The sequence below is a fragment of the Thalassotalea coralli genome (assembly GCF_055786205.1).
In genome coordinates, this window is sequence record NZ_JBVVBK010000001.1 from 471392 (window position 1) to 486702 (window position 15311).

Annotated in this window: 12 protein-coding genes; all 12 read left to right on the forward strand. The window is 41.9% G+C overall.

What is annotated here, in order from left to right:
- The 12 genes from nuoE to ACOB80_RS02115 all read left to right on the forward strand — a co-directional run bounded on the left by nuoE (position 1) and on the right by ACOB80_RS02115 (position 14988).
- A complete protein-coding gene (nuoE, locus tag ACOB80_RS02060; protein WP_473164138.1) occupies positions 1-561 on the forward strand; it encodes an NADH-quinone oxidoreductase subunit NuoE in 561 nt (186 codons plus the stop codon).
- Positions 558-1859 carry an NADH-quinone oxidoreductase subunit NuoF gene (gene nuoF, locus ACOB80_RS02065; protein WP_473164139.1) on the forward strand — a complete coding sequence of 434 codons (1302 nt, stop codon included), beginning with the start codon at positions 558-560 and terminating at the stop codon, positions 1857-1859. Before nuoE ends, nuoF begins: the two co-directional genes overlap by 4 nt.
- Entirely contained in the window at positions 1804-4752 is a 2949-nt protein-coding gene (gene nuoG / locus ACOB80_RS02070) for an NADH-quinone oxidoreductase subunit NuoG (protein ID WP_473164140.1), read from the forward strand. Before nuoF ends, nuoG begins: the two co-directional genes overlap by 56 nt.
- Positions 4745-5716 (forward strand): NADH-quinone oxidoreductase subunit NuoH, encoded by a 972-nt coding sequence (gene nuoH, locus ACOB80_RS02075; protein ID WP_473164141.1) that lies wholly within the window; start codon positions 4745-4747, stop codon positions 5714-5716. Before nuoG ends, nuoH begins: the two co-directional genes overlap by 8 nt.
- Positions 5716-6231, forward strand: coding sequence for an NADH-quinone oxidoreductase subunit NuoI (nuoI, locus tag ACOB80_RS02080; protein WP_473164142.1), 516 nt, complete (start codon positions 5716-5718; stop codon positions 6229-6231). Before nuoH ends, nuoI begins: the two co-directional genes overlap by 1 nt.
- Positions 6228-6752 (forward strand): NADH-quinone oxidoreductase subunit J, encoded by a 525-nt coding sequence (nuoJ, locus tag ACOB80_RS02085; protein WP_473164143.1) that lies wholly within the window; start codon positions 6228-6230, stop codon positions 6750-6752. Before nuoI ends, nuoJ begins: the two co-directional genes overlap by 4 nt.
- Before the next feature lies 1 nt (position 6753).
- The gene (nuoK, locus tag ACOB80_RS02090; RefSeq protein ID WP_473164144.1) at positions 6754-7062 is read left to right on the forward strand and encodes an NADH-quinone oxidoreductase subunit NuoK; all 309 of its coding nucleotides are present in this window, start codon (positions 6754-6756) and stop codon (positions 7060-7062) included.
- Between the two features lie 3 nt (positions 7063-7065).
- A complete protein-coding gene (nuoL, locus tag ACOB80_RS02095; protein ID WP_473164145.1) occupies positions 7066-8928 on the forward strand; it encodes an NADH-quinone oxidoreductase subunit L in 1863 nt (620 codons plus the stop codon).
- Positions 8925-10397: a complex I subunit 4 family protein gene (locus tag ACOB80_RS02100; RefSeq protein ID WP_473164146.1), complete on the forward strand. Its 1473-nt coding sequence runs from the start codon at positions 8925-8927 to the stop codon at positions 10395-10397. The genes nuoL and ACOB80_RS02100 overlap by 4 nt, the downstream gene beginning before the upstream one ends.
- Positions 10390-11832: an NADH-quinone oxidoreductase subunit N gene (locus ACOB80_RS02105; protein WP_473164147.1), complete on the forward strand. Its 1443-nt coding sequence runs from the start codon at positions 10390-10392 to the stop codon at positions 11830-11832. Before ACOB80_RS02100 ends, ACOB80_RS02105 begins: the two co-directional genes overlap by 8 nt.
- Before the next feature lie 286 nt (positions 11833-12118).
- The gene (locus ACOB80_RS02110; protein WP_473164148.1) at positions 12119-12901 is read left to right on the forward strand and encodes a DUF4097 family beta strand repeat-containing protein; all 783 of its coding nucleotides are present in this window, start codon (positions 12119-12121) and stop codon (positions 12899-12901) included.
- A gap of 329 nt (positions 12902-13230) precedes the next feature.
- Positions 13231-14988, forward strand: a complete 1758-nt coding sequence (locus ACOB80_RS02115) for a DEAD/DEAH box helicase (protein WP_473164149.1) — start codon at positions 13231-13233, stop codon at positions 14986-14988.
- The last annotated feature ends 323 nt before the right edge of the window (positions 14989-15311 follow it).

A 15311-nucleotide genomic window follows, 5' to 3' on the forward strand; every position in this document is an offset into this window, starting at 1 on the left:
ATGACTGATTCTATGTATAGCCTATTACCAGACCTTGATTTTCTCACCGAAGAAGAAAAAGCGGAAATAGATCATGAAATTAAGATAATTGGTCGTCCGCAAGCTGCAGGTATTGAAGCCTTAAAACTTGTACAACGAAATCGAGGATGGATTTCTGACGAAGCTTTGTCTGCTATCGCGAGTTATTTACGCATGCCGAGTGCTGAATTAGAAGGGGTGGCGACATTTTATAATTTGATTTATCGCCAGCCAGTTGGCCACTATGTCATTCATGTTTGTGACAGTATTGCTTGTCACTTAACAGGTTATGAAAGCGTCATTAATGCCTTAAAGACAGCATTGGGTATAGAATTTGGCCAAACCAGTGAAGACGGCTATTTTACTTTACTAACTAATGCCTGTTTAGGTGGTTGTGATAAAGCCCCTGTGATGATGATAGCGGGAGAGCACTACTGTTATTTAACACCAGAAAGTGCAGTTGATGTTATTCACACCTTAAAAGCTAATCGAGATAAGCGACACCCCCTAGAACAAATACCTGATGGTGGAGCAAAGCAATGAATGCGCTAACTCACCCACTTACTCATTTGATTGACATAGCAGAACCCCTAGATTTAAACGGCTATATTGCTGCTGGTGGCTATAGTGGTGCTAACAAAGCTATCACTGAGTTCTCTACGCAACAAGCGTTAGAGTTTGTCAAAAACTCAGGTTTAAAAGGTCGAGGTGGTGCAGGGTTTCCGACGGGAATGAAGTGGAGTTTTGTTCCGCAATATGATGAAAACGATGGCCGTTTGGGACAAGACAAATATCTTATTTGTAATGCTGATGAGATGGAGCCAGGTACGTTTAAAGACCGTTGGTTGATGGAAGGTGTTCCACATCAGTTAATAGAAGCCATGATTATTGCTGCTTATTGTATAGGAGCGAATAAAGCTTTCATTTTTCTGCGTGGCGAGTATTTTTTAGCAGCAAAACGATTACAGCAAGCCATCGATGAAGCTAATCAGCACAACTGGCTGGGCGATGAAATTCAAGGCACTTCCTTTAGTTTGTCGCTTCATTTGCACACCAGTGCCGGACGCTATATTTGTGGTGAAGAAACTGCGCTGATTAATGCTTTAGAAGGGAAACGGGCTAACCCTCGTGCTAAACCACCATTCCCCCAAGTGGCTGGTTTATTTGGTAAGCCCACTATAGTAAATAATGTCGAAACCCTGAGTAATTTGCCGCACATTTTTCGCCATGGAATAGATTGGTATCAAGATTTGTCTCCCGACAGTGATGCTGGCACCAAAATTTATGGCGCTTGTGGCAAAGTAAAAACGCCGGGGTTATGGGAACTGCCTATGGGCGTAAGTATTGGCGAGTTGCTCAATGATTATGCTGGCGGTATGCATGATGGCCTCTCTTTAAAAGGTTTGTTACCCGGTGGTGCTTCTACTGATTTTCTATTGCCTGAGCATTTAGATACCCCTATGGATTTTGACTCGATAGCAAAAGCAGGTAGTCGACTAGGTACCGGCGGTCTGATTGTCCTAGATAATAAAAGTTGCCCAGTTGCTATGGTGCAAAATTTAATGAAGTTCTTCGCACAAGAGTCGTGTGGTTGGTGTACGCCATGCCGAGACGGTACGCCGTGGGCGCTTGAGTTGTTAACACGTATTGAACAAGGCGTTGGCAATCAACAAGACATAGAACAACTGTGGCAACTTTGTGATTTCATGTGGATAGGTAAAACCCATTGCGCACTCGCGCCTGGTGCTGTCGAACCGTTGAAGTCGGCATTAAAGTACTTTGCCGATGATTTCAGTGAACACATCGAGCAAAAAGCATGCTCCTACCGAGTGGGAGGATGATGGTATGTCTAGCGAACAACAGTCAAATGACAATGTAAAGAACAACTCTGACGATAATACCAACGCTCAGTTCATTACTATTTATATAGATGGTCAGCCGATAACGGTAGATCCCGCTGATAACCTGCTAGCTGGCGTATTATCCGCAAAACTAAACCTGCCTTATTTCTGTTGGCACCCAGAAATGGGCTCTGTAGGCGCTTGCCGACAATGTGCGGTTACCCAGTTTCAAGATGAAAATGATGAACAAGGCCGAATTGTCATGGCCTGCACCACACCTGTTAGCGATGGCATGCGCATTGGGTTAAATAACCAAGCTTCCTCTGAGTTTCGAGAGCAAGTGATTGCTGCCATGATGACAAATCACCCACATGACTGTCCTGTGTGTGCAGAAGGAGGGGAGTGCCACTTACAAGACATGACAGTGATGACGGGTCACAGTGCGAGACATTTCCCAGGATTAAAGCGTACTTTTACTAATCAGAATTTAGGGCAGTTTGTTGGCCACGATATGAACCGCTGTATTACCTGTTACCGCTGTGTTCGTTACTACAATGATTATGCAGGCGGAACGGATTTCGGTGTATATGGTTCAAAAAATCAAGTGTATTTTGGACGGCAGCAAGAAGGACAGCTGCAAAGCCAATTCAGTGGCAACTTAGTTGAAGTATGTCCAACTGGGGTGTTCACGAATAAAGTTTTTTCGGCTCATTACAGCCGGAAATGGGATTTGCAATCTACGCCATCTGTATGTGGCCAATGTGCGACAGGATGCAATGTTAGTATAGGTGAGCGTTACGGTAGTGTTCGCCGTGTGATGAATCGCTATAACCCAGATATCAATCGCTATTTTATTTGTGATCATGGGCGGTTTGGTATCGAGTTTGTTAATAGTGAGAAAAGGTTAACCTCATGCAAAGGTATTGAGCAAAAGTCACCTGTTTCATTATCAGAATTTGATGTAGTGAAAGCATTTCTTCCGTATCGTGGAAAAACGATAGCGGGAATAGCTTCTGCTAGCGCAAGTTTGGAAGCCAATAGTTTACTGAAAATTATTGTCGGCCAAGAAAACTTTAGTTGTGGTTTTACTAAGGCGCAGCAAGAGATGGCGATACTACATCGCAATTTTCTTGCCGACCACCCGACGGTTTCGAATGCTGAAATAGAGCAAAGTGATTACGTATTAATTATTCAAGAAGACGTTGCTCATAGTGCGCCAAGAATTGCATTAAGTGTTAGGCAAGCTTCACGAAATAAAGGGGTAGAACAAGCGGCTAGCCTCGGTGTACCTAAATGGCAAGACAGTGCTGTTCGCACTATTGCTGGTGACGATAAATCACCGATAACTATTTTATCAGCGCATTGCACTGACTTAGATGATTGCGCCAGTGACTTTGTTAGGCAAACCCCGTCACAGTCTAACGCATTAATTGATGACATTATTGCGCTGATAAATGCGCAAGCTGAGATTAATGAACAAATCTTATCGGGAAAAATACTTGCCGCGCTTTTAAAAGCAAAACAACCACTTATTGTGTGTGGGTGGGACAGTGAAAAGCCTGAGTTATTAGAGTCAGCCACTAAGCTGATTGAATTGGTCGCTAAATCAAACTCGGGCGTGCGATCTGTCATCGTACCGCCAGAGGCAAACTCCTTAGGTTTGGCTGCTTTAGTTGACGAGCAAACTTTGACTGTAGAGGACATTGAGAGTAAATCAGCAACAGGTCAAATAACTGGACTTATTTTATTAGAAAATCAAAGTACTGAGCTTACAACGAGTACAGTAGAAATATTTCAACATCCAGACAGGTTTTTGTGTGCTATTGCCCATTTGTCAGAAGATCTTCATCAAGAGTGCCAATTTGTACTGCCGACAACGACTTATGCAGAATCTGATGGTCATTTTGTTAATTACCAGGGACGAGTTCAAGGCTTTTACCAAGCACTAGCACCTTCTAGACCCGTTCAAGAAAGCTGGCGTTGGTTGCAGCTAATCGCGCAAGGCGTATTAATTGACAGTAAACAACTAGATAAATTTGATACTTTAAAAGCACTGCACAAAGTATTAGCGGATACAGAAGCTGTTTGGCGACAAATAACCGATAGTAATCTAAATGAAAGTACTGAGAATATTCCAAGAGAGCCTCATCGCGCCAGTGGTCGAACGGCGAAAATGGCAAATCAATCTGTTCATGAAGTACAAACAACGAAAAGCCAAGACGAGTTTAACTTTTCAATGGAAGGGGAAAACTTATCTAGCAGTTCCGAAATGCCATATACTTGGGCGCCGGGTTGGAATTCAAACCAGTCGATTCATCATTTTCAAGAACGTGTTAACGGCGCGCTTGTCCATTCAAAACTGCCTCTGTCTGTTAATTGGTCATCTTTGACTAAACTGTCTTCATCTTTGTCAGAATCAGCATTGACCGAAAGCGAAAATGATTCTGGCTTTATTGCTGTGATTAGGCCTTGGTATTTAAGGCAGCAACTAACTCAACCTATCCCGGAATTTAGGTTGTTAACCACGGCGAATGTCATTTATTGCAACCCTGATGATGCGAGAAAGAATGATTGGCAGCAGGGTACTTGGCTTAAAATTGAGTGGCAAGCAGCTAACGGTGAACAGCATTTTAGTTGTTTGGCACAAGTGATGATTGATAGACAACAAACCGATCAACTTTATGGGTTGCTACCTATTGAATCTCACTTTCATTCTGGTACCCCTAGCCATATAGAGCCTGCCACAGAGTCACAAATTCAGGCAGAGCTAAAACGTCTTAAGCAAAAAAAACAGATAGCCGAGCAAGAAAAACTAGCACGCATTGCTCGATTAAAAGAGCGCGATCAAATGATCCCGATACGGCTTGTGTCTGGAGGTTTAGACGATGCTTGATATGGCATTTAAGCTGTTAGAGATTTTTCTCATTATAGCGTTGCTGATCCCTATTGCCGCCATGCTGGTGTGGGTAGAGCGTCGTATGATCGGTATTTGGCAAGATAGATTGGGGCCTAATCGTGTTGGCCCTATCGGGATTTTGCAGTCGGTGGCAGATTTATTGAAAATTTTAGGTAAGGAAGATTGGATTCCGCCCTTTAGTGACAAACGGGTATTTATTCTAGCGCCTATTATCGGGGCAACCTGTGTGCTAATGAGCTTTGCTGTCATGCCATTTTCGCCAACTATAGGTGTGTCGAACTTAAACATTGGCTTGCTTTTTTTCTTAGCAATGGCCTCTCTTGCCGTGTATTCGGTGGTATTAGCTGGCTGGGCGTCAAATTCTAAATATGCGTTATTGGGTGGTATTCGTGCAGCAGCACAAACCATCAGTTACGAAGTATTTATGGGGCTCTCTGTGATGGGCGTTGTCTTACTTGCTGGCACTTTTAATTTACGTGAAATCGTCTTAGCTCAGCAAAATGGCTGGTTTATTCAAACACAGTTTCTTGGTTTTTTTATCTTCCTTATTGCTGGTATTGCTGAAAGCCATCGGTTGCCCTTTGATTTACCAGAAGCAGAAACAGAATTAACAGCTGGCTTTCATACTGAATATTCAGGTCTAAAATTCGCGCTATTTTTTCTAGGCGAGTATCTAGGCGTTACCCTCATTTCATCAATGGCTGTTGTTTTATTCTTAGGTGGCTGGATGATGCCAGAGCCTCTTGCTTCTTGGTTGCCTCCGCTGTTCTGGTTTATTGCTAAAGTGTCAATTTTGGTGATGTTTTTTATTTTATTAAGAACCTCTTTACCTAGACCCAGATTTGACCAGTTACTTGCCTTTGGTTGGCAGGTGATGCTACCGCTCGCGCTTTTCAACTTGTTAATCACCGGCTTACTTTCATTATTGGAGGTGATCTAATGTGGAGCCAATTTCGCACCATGTGGTTGGTGTTAAAGCACACTTTTACTAAAGCTGATACTAATGAGTATCCCGAGAAAAAACCGTATTTAGCTCCACGTTATCGTGGTCGAATCGTATTAACGCGAGAGCCCGATGGTCAAGAGCGTTGTGTTGCCTGCAATTTGTGTGCGGTGGCTTGTCCTGTTGATTGTATTGCCCTGCAGCAAACAGTAGATGAAGACGGTCGAAAGCGTGCCGAGTTTTTCCGCATCAACTTTTCTCGTTGTATTTTATGTGGCTTTTGTGAGGAAGCTTGTCCGACCTACGCGATCCAGCTTACCCCTGACGTAGAGCTTGCTGAATATGACAGGCAAAACCTCGTCTATGAGAAAGAGCACTTACTTATTAATGGCGTGGGCAAATACCCTGACTATAGTTTCTATCAACAATCAGGTATTGCAATTGCGAATAAAGAAAAAGGGGAAGGAGAGCAAGAGAAACCACCGATCGATATTAAGGGGTTAATGCCATGAACGCTGCTGATATTTTAGTGCTCATGTTTTATTTAGCGGCTGCGGTTGCCGTTATTGCTTCGCTTAAAGTTATCACCCGAAAAAACACTATTCATGCACTTTTATATTTAGTGGTTTCTTTATTAGCAGTTGCTGTTTGCTTTTATTTAATGGGCGCTCCATTTGCCGCAGGGCTAGAAGTGATTGTTTACGCCGGCGCCATTTTAGTGCTGTTTGTCTTTGCCATTATGTTGTTTGGTTTAGGTAAAGACGAAACAAAATATGCACCTGAACGGCAAAAAATTAGCTATTGGATAGGGCCCGTGCTTTTAGCGACTATTTTGTTGGCTCAGTTAGTCTTTACTATGATACAACCTGATGTAAACCAAATGCTTAGTCAAAACATTGTTAGCTCAAAGCAAGTCGGCATTTTACTTTATGGTCCCTATCTTCTTGCCGTTGAAATTGCTTCGTTTTTATTACTAGCGGGCCTTATTGGCGGCTATCACTTTGCTAAAACAGAAACACAAGGGGGGCATTAACGTGGCTGCAATTCCGTTAGAGCATGTGCTTATCTTTGCCAGTATCTTATTTGTGATTGGTTTTGTTGGTGTGATAGTTCGCAAGAATACCTTGTTTATGCTGATGAGCTTAGAAGTGATGTTAAACGCTACAGGCGTGGCTTTTATAGGTGCGGGAAATGTCTGGCAACAAGCAGACGGGCAGGTGATGTTCATTTTAATTTTGACTTTGGCTGCTGCAGAAGTTGCTTTAGGGCTTGCTTTACTCATTCAAATGCAAAAGCGTTTTCGCAGTTTGGATATTGATAAGTTAAGCGAATTAAGGGGCTAATCAATGACAATTCTTGCTGCGTTGCCATTCTACCCTTTGATTAGCTTTCTTTTGTTGATCGGTTTAAAACAACGATTATCGTGGCAGCTTGCTTCGTTACTAAGTATCGGTAGTGTTTTTCTCTCTGCCATTTCAGCAGTTTACCTGACTTACGCGCTTCACCAATCTGGACTTGAAGCATTTGATGTCAATCTATGGCAGTGGTTCGCTATCGTGCTAGATGACGGCTCTAAATCTTGGGTTAATGTCGGCTTTTACTTTGATAAGTTAACGGCGGTCATGGCTTGCGTAGTGGCTGGCGTTGGCTGTTTGATTCACGTATATGCTGCGGCATATATGGAAAAAGATGCAGCGTTTCATCGTTTCATGTCTTATATGAATTTATTTATTGTGGCGATGCTGATCTTAGTCTTGGCAGACAATTTAGTTTTACTTTATTTAGGGTGGGAAGGCGTAGGACTGTGCAGCTTTCTACTCATTGGTTTTTGGTTTCATGATGAAGAAAATGTAAAAGCGGCGCGTAAAGCCTTTATTGTTACACGTATTGGCGATGCCTCTATGGCTCTAGGGCTTATTCTGCTTTTTTACTCGGTAAATACGTTGTCGATAACTGACATTAACTCTGCTGTTAGCACAAACTGGCTGGAATCTACTGAGGTTAAGTATACTATTGGCTTGCTACTTTTAGGGGGCGCTGTTGGAAAGTCAGCTCAATTACCTCTTCATACTTGGTTACCTGATGCAATGGCTGGTCCTACACCTGTAAGTGCGTTAATTCATGCGGCAACCATGGTAACGGCTGGTGTTTATCTTATTGTTCGTTTAAATGGTGTCTATTTGGCGTTGCCAGAGGTGATGACAGTTGTTGCCTGTGTCGGTGCATTAACCTTATTGCTCGCGGGTTTTGCCGCATTAGCGCAAACCGATATAAAGCGCGTTTTAGCTTATTCCACCATGAGCCAGATTGGTTATATGATGCTTGCCTTGGGAGCAGGAGCCTTTAGTGCAGGCGTTTTTCATTTAATGACTCATGCTTTTTTTAAGGCGTTACTGTTTTTAACGGCAGGTTCAATCATTGCCGCGATGCATCACCAGCAAGATATTTTTAAAATGGGAGGGCTAGCGAAAAAGTTACCTTTTGAATCCGTTTGTTTTGGTGTAGGCCTTTATTGTTTAATCGCTTTACCTGGTAGCTCAGGATTTTTTTCGAAAGAAGCTATTATTGCCGAGCTGTGGCAATCCAGCACTACTGGGCCAATTTTTTGGTGGGCTGCAATAATTGGTGCATTCCTTACTGCGATATACAGTACTCGATTGTTTTGTTTGGTGTGTTTGGGAACAACGCGAACCAGTGTTCAGGTGCACAGTCAAAAACATCCGTTCTTGAAAGTTAGCCTCTCTTTACTGCTCGTACTGTCGGTTATCGGTGGGTTGTTCACTGTTGATTTATCATCAATATTAGCCGTACAAACTGCAAGCGAACCCTCTCCACATTGGGCGCATTGGTTAGCGATAGCGACTCCCTTTATTGGTATTTCCGTTGCGTTAGTTTTATTTAAACGCTACTGGCAACAGCAAACTGCAGGGCAAGAACAACAAATTAGCGCGTCAACATCAAGTTGGGCAGGTGCTGCTAAACGTGCATTTGGCTTTGATTATGTATACCACCGCATTTTCGTTGCGCCGGTAGTATGGGTTAGTAGGATTAATCGACGAGATTTTATCGATCAACTATTAATGATTAATGTTTGGTATACCAATATGTGGCGAGACGTTTTACTCAGTGGGCAAAATGGTTCGCTACGTTGGTACGCAACGGCCTTTTCGCTGGGCTTAATCGTAGCCATAGGGAGTTGGTTGATATGATACTTACCGCCCTGATTTTTGGATTGATCTTTGGTGGCTGCTTAGCTTGGTTTGTTGAAGGGAGATCGGCAGGCAGTGCTAAATATGTCTGTGCTATTTTCTTAATTGCCGCACTATTTGGTGTATATACAGCACTTGAAGGGGGCGAGCTTGCTCATCAGCAATTAACAGAAGTCGTTAGCATAGCTTGGATCAGCGACTTTAATATCTACTTTACTTTAGGTAGTGACTACCTCTCTAGTATTATGATTTTGTTGACCTTGTTTCTTGCAGGTATTGCTTTGATGGTTTCTTGGCGAGAAATGAGTGGTAATCAAGTTTCTAGTGACAGTGATCAGAAGGTTGGTTTTTACTACGCAAATATTATGTTTGCGACGGCAGGAATAGTCGGGGTATTTTCTGCTCTCGATATGTTTTTGTTCTTCTTTTTTTGGGAGGTAATGCTATTACCCATTACTGCTCTTATCGCCATTTGGGGTCATGAGAATCGCCACTTTGCTGCCATAAAGTTCTTTATTTTTACTCAACTCAGTAGTTTATGTATGTTGATAGCGATTATCGCGATGGCTTATTGGCATAAAACACAATTTGGCGTACTAAGTTTTAACTATTTAGACTGGCTTTCTGTGTCTGTACCGATAGATATGCAATGGTATTTAATGTTGGGCTTTTTTATCGCCTTTGCAGTGAAATTACCTTGTGTTCCTGTGCATTCTTGGCTACCTGATGCTCATACTCAAGCGCCGACCGCAGGCAGTGTGTTGCTTGCTGGCATCTTATTAAAAACGGGGGCTTATGGATTAATTCGTTTTGTTATTCACTTGTATCCTGAAGCAAGTTCAGCGTTTGCTCAGTACGCTGCGTTATTAGGCGTTATTAGTATTTTATATGGCGCGCAGATGGCGTTTTCCCAAACTGATTTTAAACGCTTAGTTGCATATAGCAGTATCAGCCACATGGGATTTGTTACCTTGGCTTTGTTTTCTTTCAACCAGAGTGCTTACCACGGTGCAGTGATAACTATGTTGGCTCATGGCATCAGTAGTGCTGCCTTGTTTTCAATGGCTGGCATGATTTATAGCCGCATTCACTCGCGCCAATTAACTGATATGGGCGGAATAGGGGCAAGCGCGCCCGTCATGACGGGCTTTGCTCTAGCGTTTTGTGCAGCTGCCGTTGGCATGCCCGGTTTAGCAAACTTTATTGGCGAATTTCTCAGTTTACTGGGTGCTTTTCAGCGTTTTCCTGTACTCGTTTCCGTCGCTGTTCTTGGAATTATCGCGTCGGCTGTTTACGGAATGCGCTTATTTCAGCGCAGTTTTCACGGTCCCGCAAAAGTGAAGGTTATCGATTTAACGCAACGTGAATTACTTATCTGTTTAGCACTATTTATCGCGTTATTATTACTAGGCTTGTTTCCTCAACTTGTCCTAAATGGCTCTCTGTCAATGGAGGCAAGTCATGGCTAATATTTCATGGAGCTTGCTAACACCACATTTTGTCTTATCGGCAGGTATAGTCTTGGCTATGCTATTAGTTGCTTGGAAGCGCAGTCAGGGCTTAATTGCTGCTTTTACTTTAGCTGTTTTAGGGCTTGTACTTATCGCTACTATGTCTTCAATAGGAGCTGTCAGCGAACATGTTACACCGCTTATTAAAGTCGATGATTTCTCCAGACTTGCTTTAATCTTGATCGTAATTAGTGCACTAGTTAGCACATTGATGAGCATGAAATCGCTTAGTCATGATATTGAAGTACATGATGAGTATTATTTGTTGCTACTGCTTGCAACTCTCGGAGGCGCAATATTAGTAGTGAGTGACCATTATGCCTCGCTATTTTTAGGTTTTGAACTACTGAGTTTGTCGCTTGTTGCACTTACAGGTTATTTTCGCGCTCATGCTCACCAAGTCGAAGTGGCGATGAAGTACCTTATTCTTAGCGCTAGCGCTTCTAGTTTTATGCTGCTTGGTATTGCGTTTTTGTATAGTCAGTTGGGGACTTTGTCGTTCTCAAGTGCTATCACTGTTGTTAATAATGACAGCTTAATTTTACTCTTTGGAAGTATGCTGCTGCTTTCAGGTATGTTGTTTAAATTATCGATATTCCCATTTCATATGTGGACGCCGGATGTTTATCAAGGGGCGCCAACCCCGATAACGTTTGTGCTTGCTACTTTATCTAAAATCGCGATATTGACGGTACTGATTAAATGCTTTTTCTCTATAGGCTATGGGCAAGTATTACAGCAAAATGTCTTATTAACTGTGCTCAGTTGCTTTGCTGTGCTATCCATGGTTTTTGGCAATATCATGGCGATAAAACAAAGCATAATGAAAAGGTTACTTGCTTATTCATCTATCGCACATTTGGGGTACCTCCTCATTTTACTACTCGTTGCTAACAATAGCTCACAACAAGGTGAAATGGTGGCATTGGTTTACCTGCTAGCATACTTGTTAGCGAATATCGCTGTTTTTTCAGTATTGGTCATTGTTGAGCATGCACAACATCGCTCAGATAAATCTGACATTACCCTTGTAGATTTGCGGGGACTATTTTGGCACCAGCCTATATTAGCGAGTTTAATGTTGTTAGGTATCTTCGGCTTAGCAGGGCTACCTTTAACATTAGGCTTTGTTGGTAAGTTTTACTTAATGGCGCTAGCAACGAGTGCGTCGTTATGGGGGGTATTGGCTGCGTTGATCTTAGGGAGTGGTATTAGCTTGGCTTACTATTTACCTATTGTCTTTAGTTTATTCAAAGACAAAGAAAAGCAATCAAAAAGGCACTACAGGTTAAATCCTTTGTTGGCGTCATCGCTTTTCGTATTTCTTGTTATTTCACTTTGGGCGGGTGTATACCCAGATTCTCTCACACAATTTTTTATGATTACGAGTTAGCGCGGTTTCTTCTTAGTCTATCTTTCATTTTTTGGTTCAACAATTTCTCCTTTTAAGTAGGCGCAAGAAAAAAATTATTGGTCAATTAAACCAAATGTTGAACTTTTGCGACTTAATAAATGAGTAAATTAGCTAACACTTTTGGTCTGCTGTTTTAGTTGATTGAAATATAAGGAAAAAATATTTGGCTCAATGTTTGAATTATTGATATAGGGTAGCAATGAGACAAACGCTTAAGCCTGTATAACAAAGATAAGCTAAGCCTGAATCACTAAAGGATAAAATAATGACAACGATTTTTAATAAATTACCAACCAAAAAAAGTTCACGCCTATTAACTGCTGTTTGTGCATCGTCATTACTATTAGGCGGTCAAGCTTTTGCTGATGAACATCGTAAGAGTCATCTATCTTTAGATGTTAATGATATTCGTATGTTAGCTATTGAAGCTGGCGCTGGTAGCTTATCAATTGAGGGGGTTGCTAATGGTGATGTTATCGAAGTAACAGCGGAAATTTATGCGAAGAATATAGATAAAACTGAGATTGACTTGTCTTTGAATAAAAAGGGTCAAAAAGCAGTACTCGTTTCACATATTGAAAATAACTACTCTAGCTGGGGCGGCAATTCACCGAAAATTAACCTAACGGTTAAGTTACCTCAATCGTTAGCATTAAAAGTAAAAGACGGCTCAGGCTCTATAGATATCGAAAACCTACTTTCTAGCATCGAGCTACACGATGGTTCTGGCTCTGTTGATATCAATAATGTTACAGGTAACATCGATATTAAAGATGGCTCAGGCTCAATTGCTTTGAAAGATATAGAAGGCGACATTTCAATAGACGATGGCTCTGGCAGTATCAGCGCAAAACACATTGAAGGTAATTTAGAGATAGATGACGGTTCAGGCCAAATCACCGTAAAACACGTATCTGGTGACGTTACTTTAGATGATGGCTCAGGCAGTATTTATGTCGATACTGTGGGTAGTTTAGACATTATTGAGTCGGGCTCTGGTGGCTTGACGGTAGAAAACGTAAAAGGCGATTTTAAAATCGATAGTTAATAGCTAGTTTCTCTCTGGACGCAAGCAAATTAATCGTTAGTGCTCGCGACTTTTAACACCAACAAGTTCTTGTTGGTGTTTTTTTGTCCCTAAATTGGACAAATTTCTTGTATAAATGGTCAATATCTGTATAATGCGCGCCTCGTTGTCGGGGTAACGCCTCCAACGAAAACTTTTAGAGGTGGGGTTATCCCATTAGACTTGTTGTTTAGCGAAAACATTTTACCTAGTTTTTGCTTCTTTGTGCCTAAAGTCTTCCTGGCGATTTCCTCGTTGTATTTATCGGATCTTATGTTGTTATTTGGATCCGCATTGGGAAGACAATTCGAATGCTTAATATTGACAATTCCGCTGTCGGTTTTGATGGCCTAGGCTTGCCTGAAAAAATCTTATCTGCAGTTACTGAACTTGGTTTTGAATCAGCTACACCTATTCAAGCGAAAACAATTCCTTCGTTATTAGAAGGCTTTGACGTACTTGGTGAAGCACAAACGGGTACAGGTAAAACAGCGGCATTTAGCTTACCTGCGTTAACTAAAATTGATGCCAATTTAAGAAAACCACAAATGTTGGTACTTGCGCCAACTCGTGAACTTGCTATTCAAGTAGCTGAAGCTATCGAAAGCTTTGCGAAAAATATTCGCGGCTTACGTGTAGCAACACTATATGGTGGACAATCTTATGGACCACAATTCCAACAATTAGAGCGCGGAGCGCAAGTTGTTGTTGGTACGCCAGGCCGTTTAATGGATCACCTTCGTCGCAAAAGCTTAAAGCTTAAAGACATTTCTGTTTGTGTGCTTGATGAAGCCGATGAAATGTTGAATATGGGGTTCTTAGAAGATATTGAGTGGATTTTAGAGCACTTGCCTGAAGAGACTCAAATGGCGCTTTTCTCAGCAACAATGCCATCTCAAATTCGCAAAGTAGCGAATCGTTTCTTAAAAGATCCTGTGCACGTAAAAATCGCTGCTGAGAAAAAGAAACAAGCTAATATCGAGCAACTTGCTTGGAAAGTGAGCGGTATTAATAAGATGACTGCGCTAGAGCGTATTGCTGAAACACAGGAATACGATGCCGTTATTATTTTCGTACGTACCAGAAATGATACTGTTGAAGTTGCTGAAAAGTTAGAGCGCTCTGGTTACCCAGCTCTTGCGTTAAATGGTGATATGAACCAAGCGCAACGTGAAAGAGCGGTAGACCAAATCAAAACAGGTAAGGCAAACATTCTAATTGCAACAGATGTTGTGGCTCGTGGTTTAGATATCCCGCGTATCTCACTTGTTATTAACTACGACTTACCTGGCGATAATGAATCTTATGTTCACCGAATTGGTAGAACAGGCCGTGCGGGTCGTACTGGTACAGCGATTTCATTTGTTCGTCCACGTGAAATGTATTTGCTTCGCCAATATGAACGTTTAACTTCCGGCAAGATTTCGCCATTTGAATTACCAAGTATTCAAGAAATCGGTCAAGCACGTATTGCTAAAACACAAGAACAACTTGCTGGCTTAATTGCTGATACTGATCTTTCTGATATGAAAGAGATTGTAGAAAGTATGGCAGAGCAAGCAGAATTGTCGATGACGGATTTAGCTGCTGCTTTACTTCACTTAAAACAAGTTAAACAGCCACTGCGTCCAAAAGAAGATCCTCGTCCGCGTCGTGAATCTCGCGATAGAGATCAGCGTCGTGGTCGCGATGGCAGAGATGACAGACGTGCTTCTCGTAACGATCGTGGCGATAAGCCAAGAAAGAGCAAAGTGGCTCGTCAAGATGTTGATTGGCAAACATACCGCATTGAAGTGGGGACAGAGCATGGCGCTAAGCCGGGTGATATCGTTGGTGCTATTGCCAATGAGATTTCACTTGATAGTGGTTATATCGGTCAAATTAAGCTTCAAGATCGCTTTAGCTTTGTTCAGTTACCAAAAGGTATGCCAGACAACGTATTTAAACAGTTAAAGCGTGTACGTGTGCGTCGCCAAGCACTAGAGATTTCGGTTTCTCAGGCGCCTGTAGTAACTGAGAACGCGAGAAAGCGCAATGACAAGGGTAGACGTGGTGTTAAATTAAACTAATCACACGACTACTTTTAAAGAAAAACCCAGCTTTTATGCTGGGTTTTTTTGTGTATAGAGGAAAAAACTAGCAAGAATTCCTTATAGGGCTCCCTCCAGAAATCAGGCTAAAATGGTATATTCTTGTTGCAAGATAAAAGGGTGTAAAAATATTTTTACAACTGTCGCGTAGGCACTGTAGGGGCTGGATTCAATCCGACTAAACTATCCTCAAAATAAACGTACATTTTCATTTACGTATTCTCAATTACTGCTTTAGGGCTAGCTCTTTTCCCAAAAAAATATCCTCGTAATAATAAAGTCAATTCAAGTCGAGAGAGATA

Bases quoted from the DNA above. Each gene is read 5' to 3' on its own strand.
- nuoI (WP_473164142.1), top strand. From the start codon at position 5,716: ATGTGGAGCCAATTTCGCACCATGTGGTTGGTGTTAAAGCACACTTTT.
- nuoJ (WP_473164143.1), top strand. From the start codon at position 6,228: ATGAACGCTGCTGATATTTTAGTGCTCATGTTTTATTTAGCGGCTGCG.
- nuoH (WP_473164141.1), top strand. From the start codon at position 4,745: ATGCTTGATATGGCATTTAAGCTGTTAGAGATTTTTCTCATTATAGCG.
- nuoG (WP_473164140.1), top strand. From the start codon at position 1,804: ATGATTTCAGTGAACACATCGAGCAAAAAGCATGCTCCTACCGAGTGG.
- ACOB80_RS02115 (WP_473164149.1), top strand. From the start codon at position 13,231: ATGCTTAATATTGACAATTCCGCTGTCGGTTTTGATGGCCTAGGCTTG.
- ACOB80_RS02100 (WP_473164146.1), top strand. From the start codon at position 8,925: ATGATACTTACCGCCCTGATTTTTGGATTGATCTTTGGTGGCTGCTTA.
- nuoL (WP_473164145.1), top strand. From the start codon at position 7,066: ATGACAATTCTTGCTGCGTTGCCATTCTACCCTTTGATTAGCTTTCTT.
- ACOB80_RS02110 (WP_473164148.1), top strand. From the start codon at position 12,119: ATGACAACGATTTTTAATAAATTACCAACCAAAAAAAGTTCACGCCTA.
- nuoF (WP_473164139.1), top strand. From the start codon at position 558: ATGAATGCGCTAACTCACCCACTTACTCATTTGATTGACATAGCAGAA.
- ACOB80_RS02105 (WP_473164147.1), top strand. From the start codon at position 10,390: ATGGCTAATATTTCATGGAGCTTGCTAACACCACATTTTGTCTTATCG.
- nuoE (WP_473164138.1), top strand. From the start codon at position 1: ATGACTGATTCTATGTATAGCCTATTACCAGACCTTGATTTTCTCACC.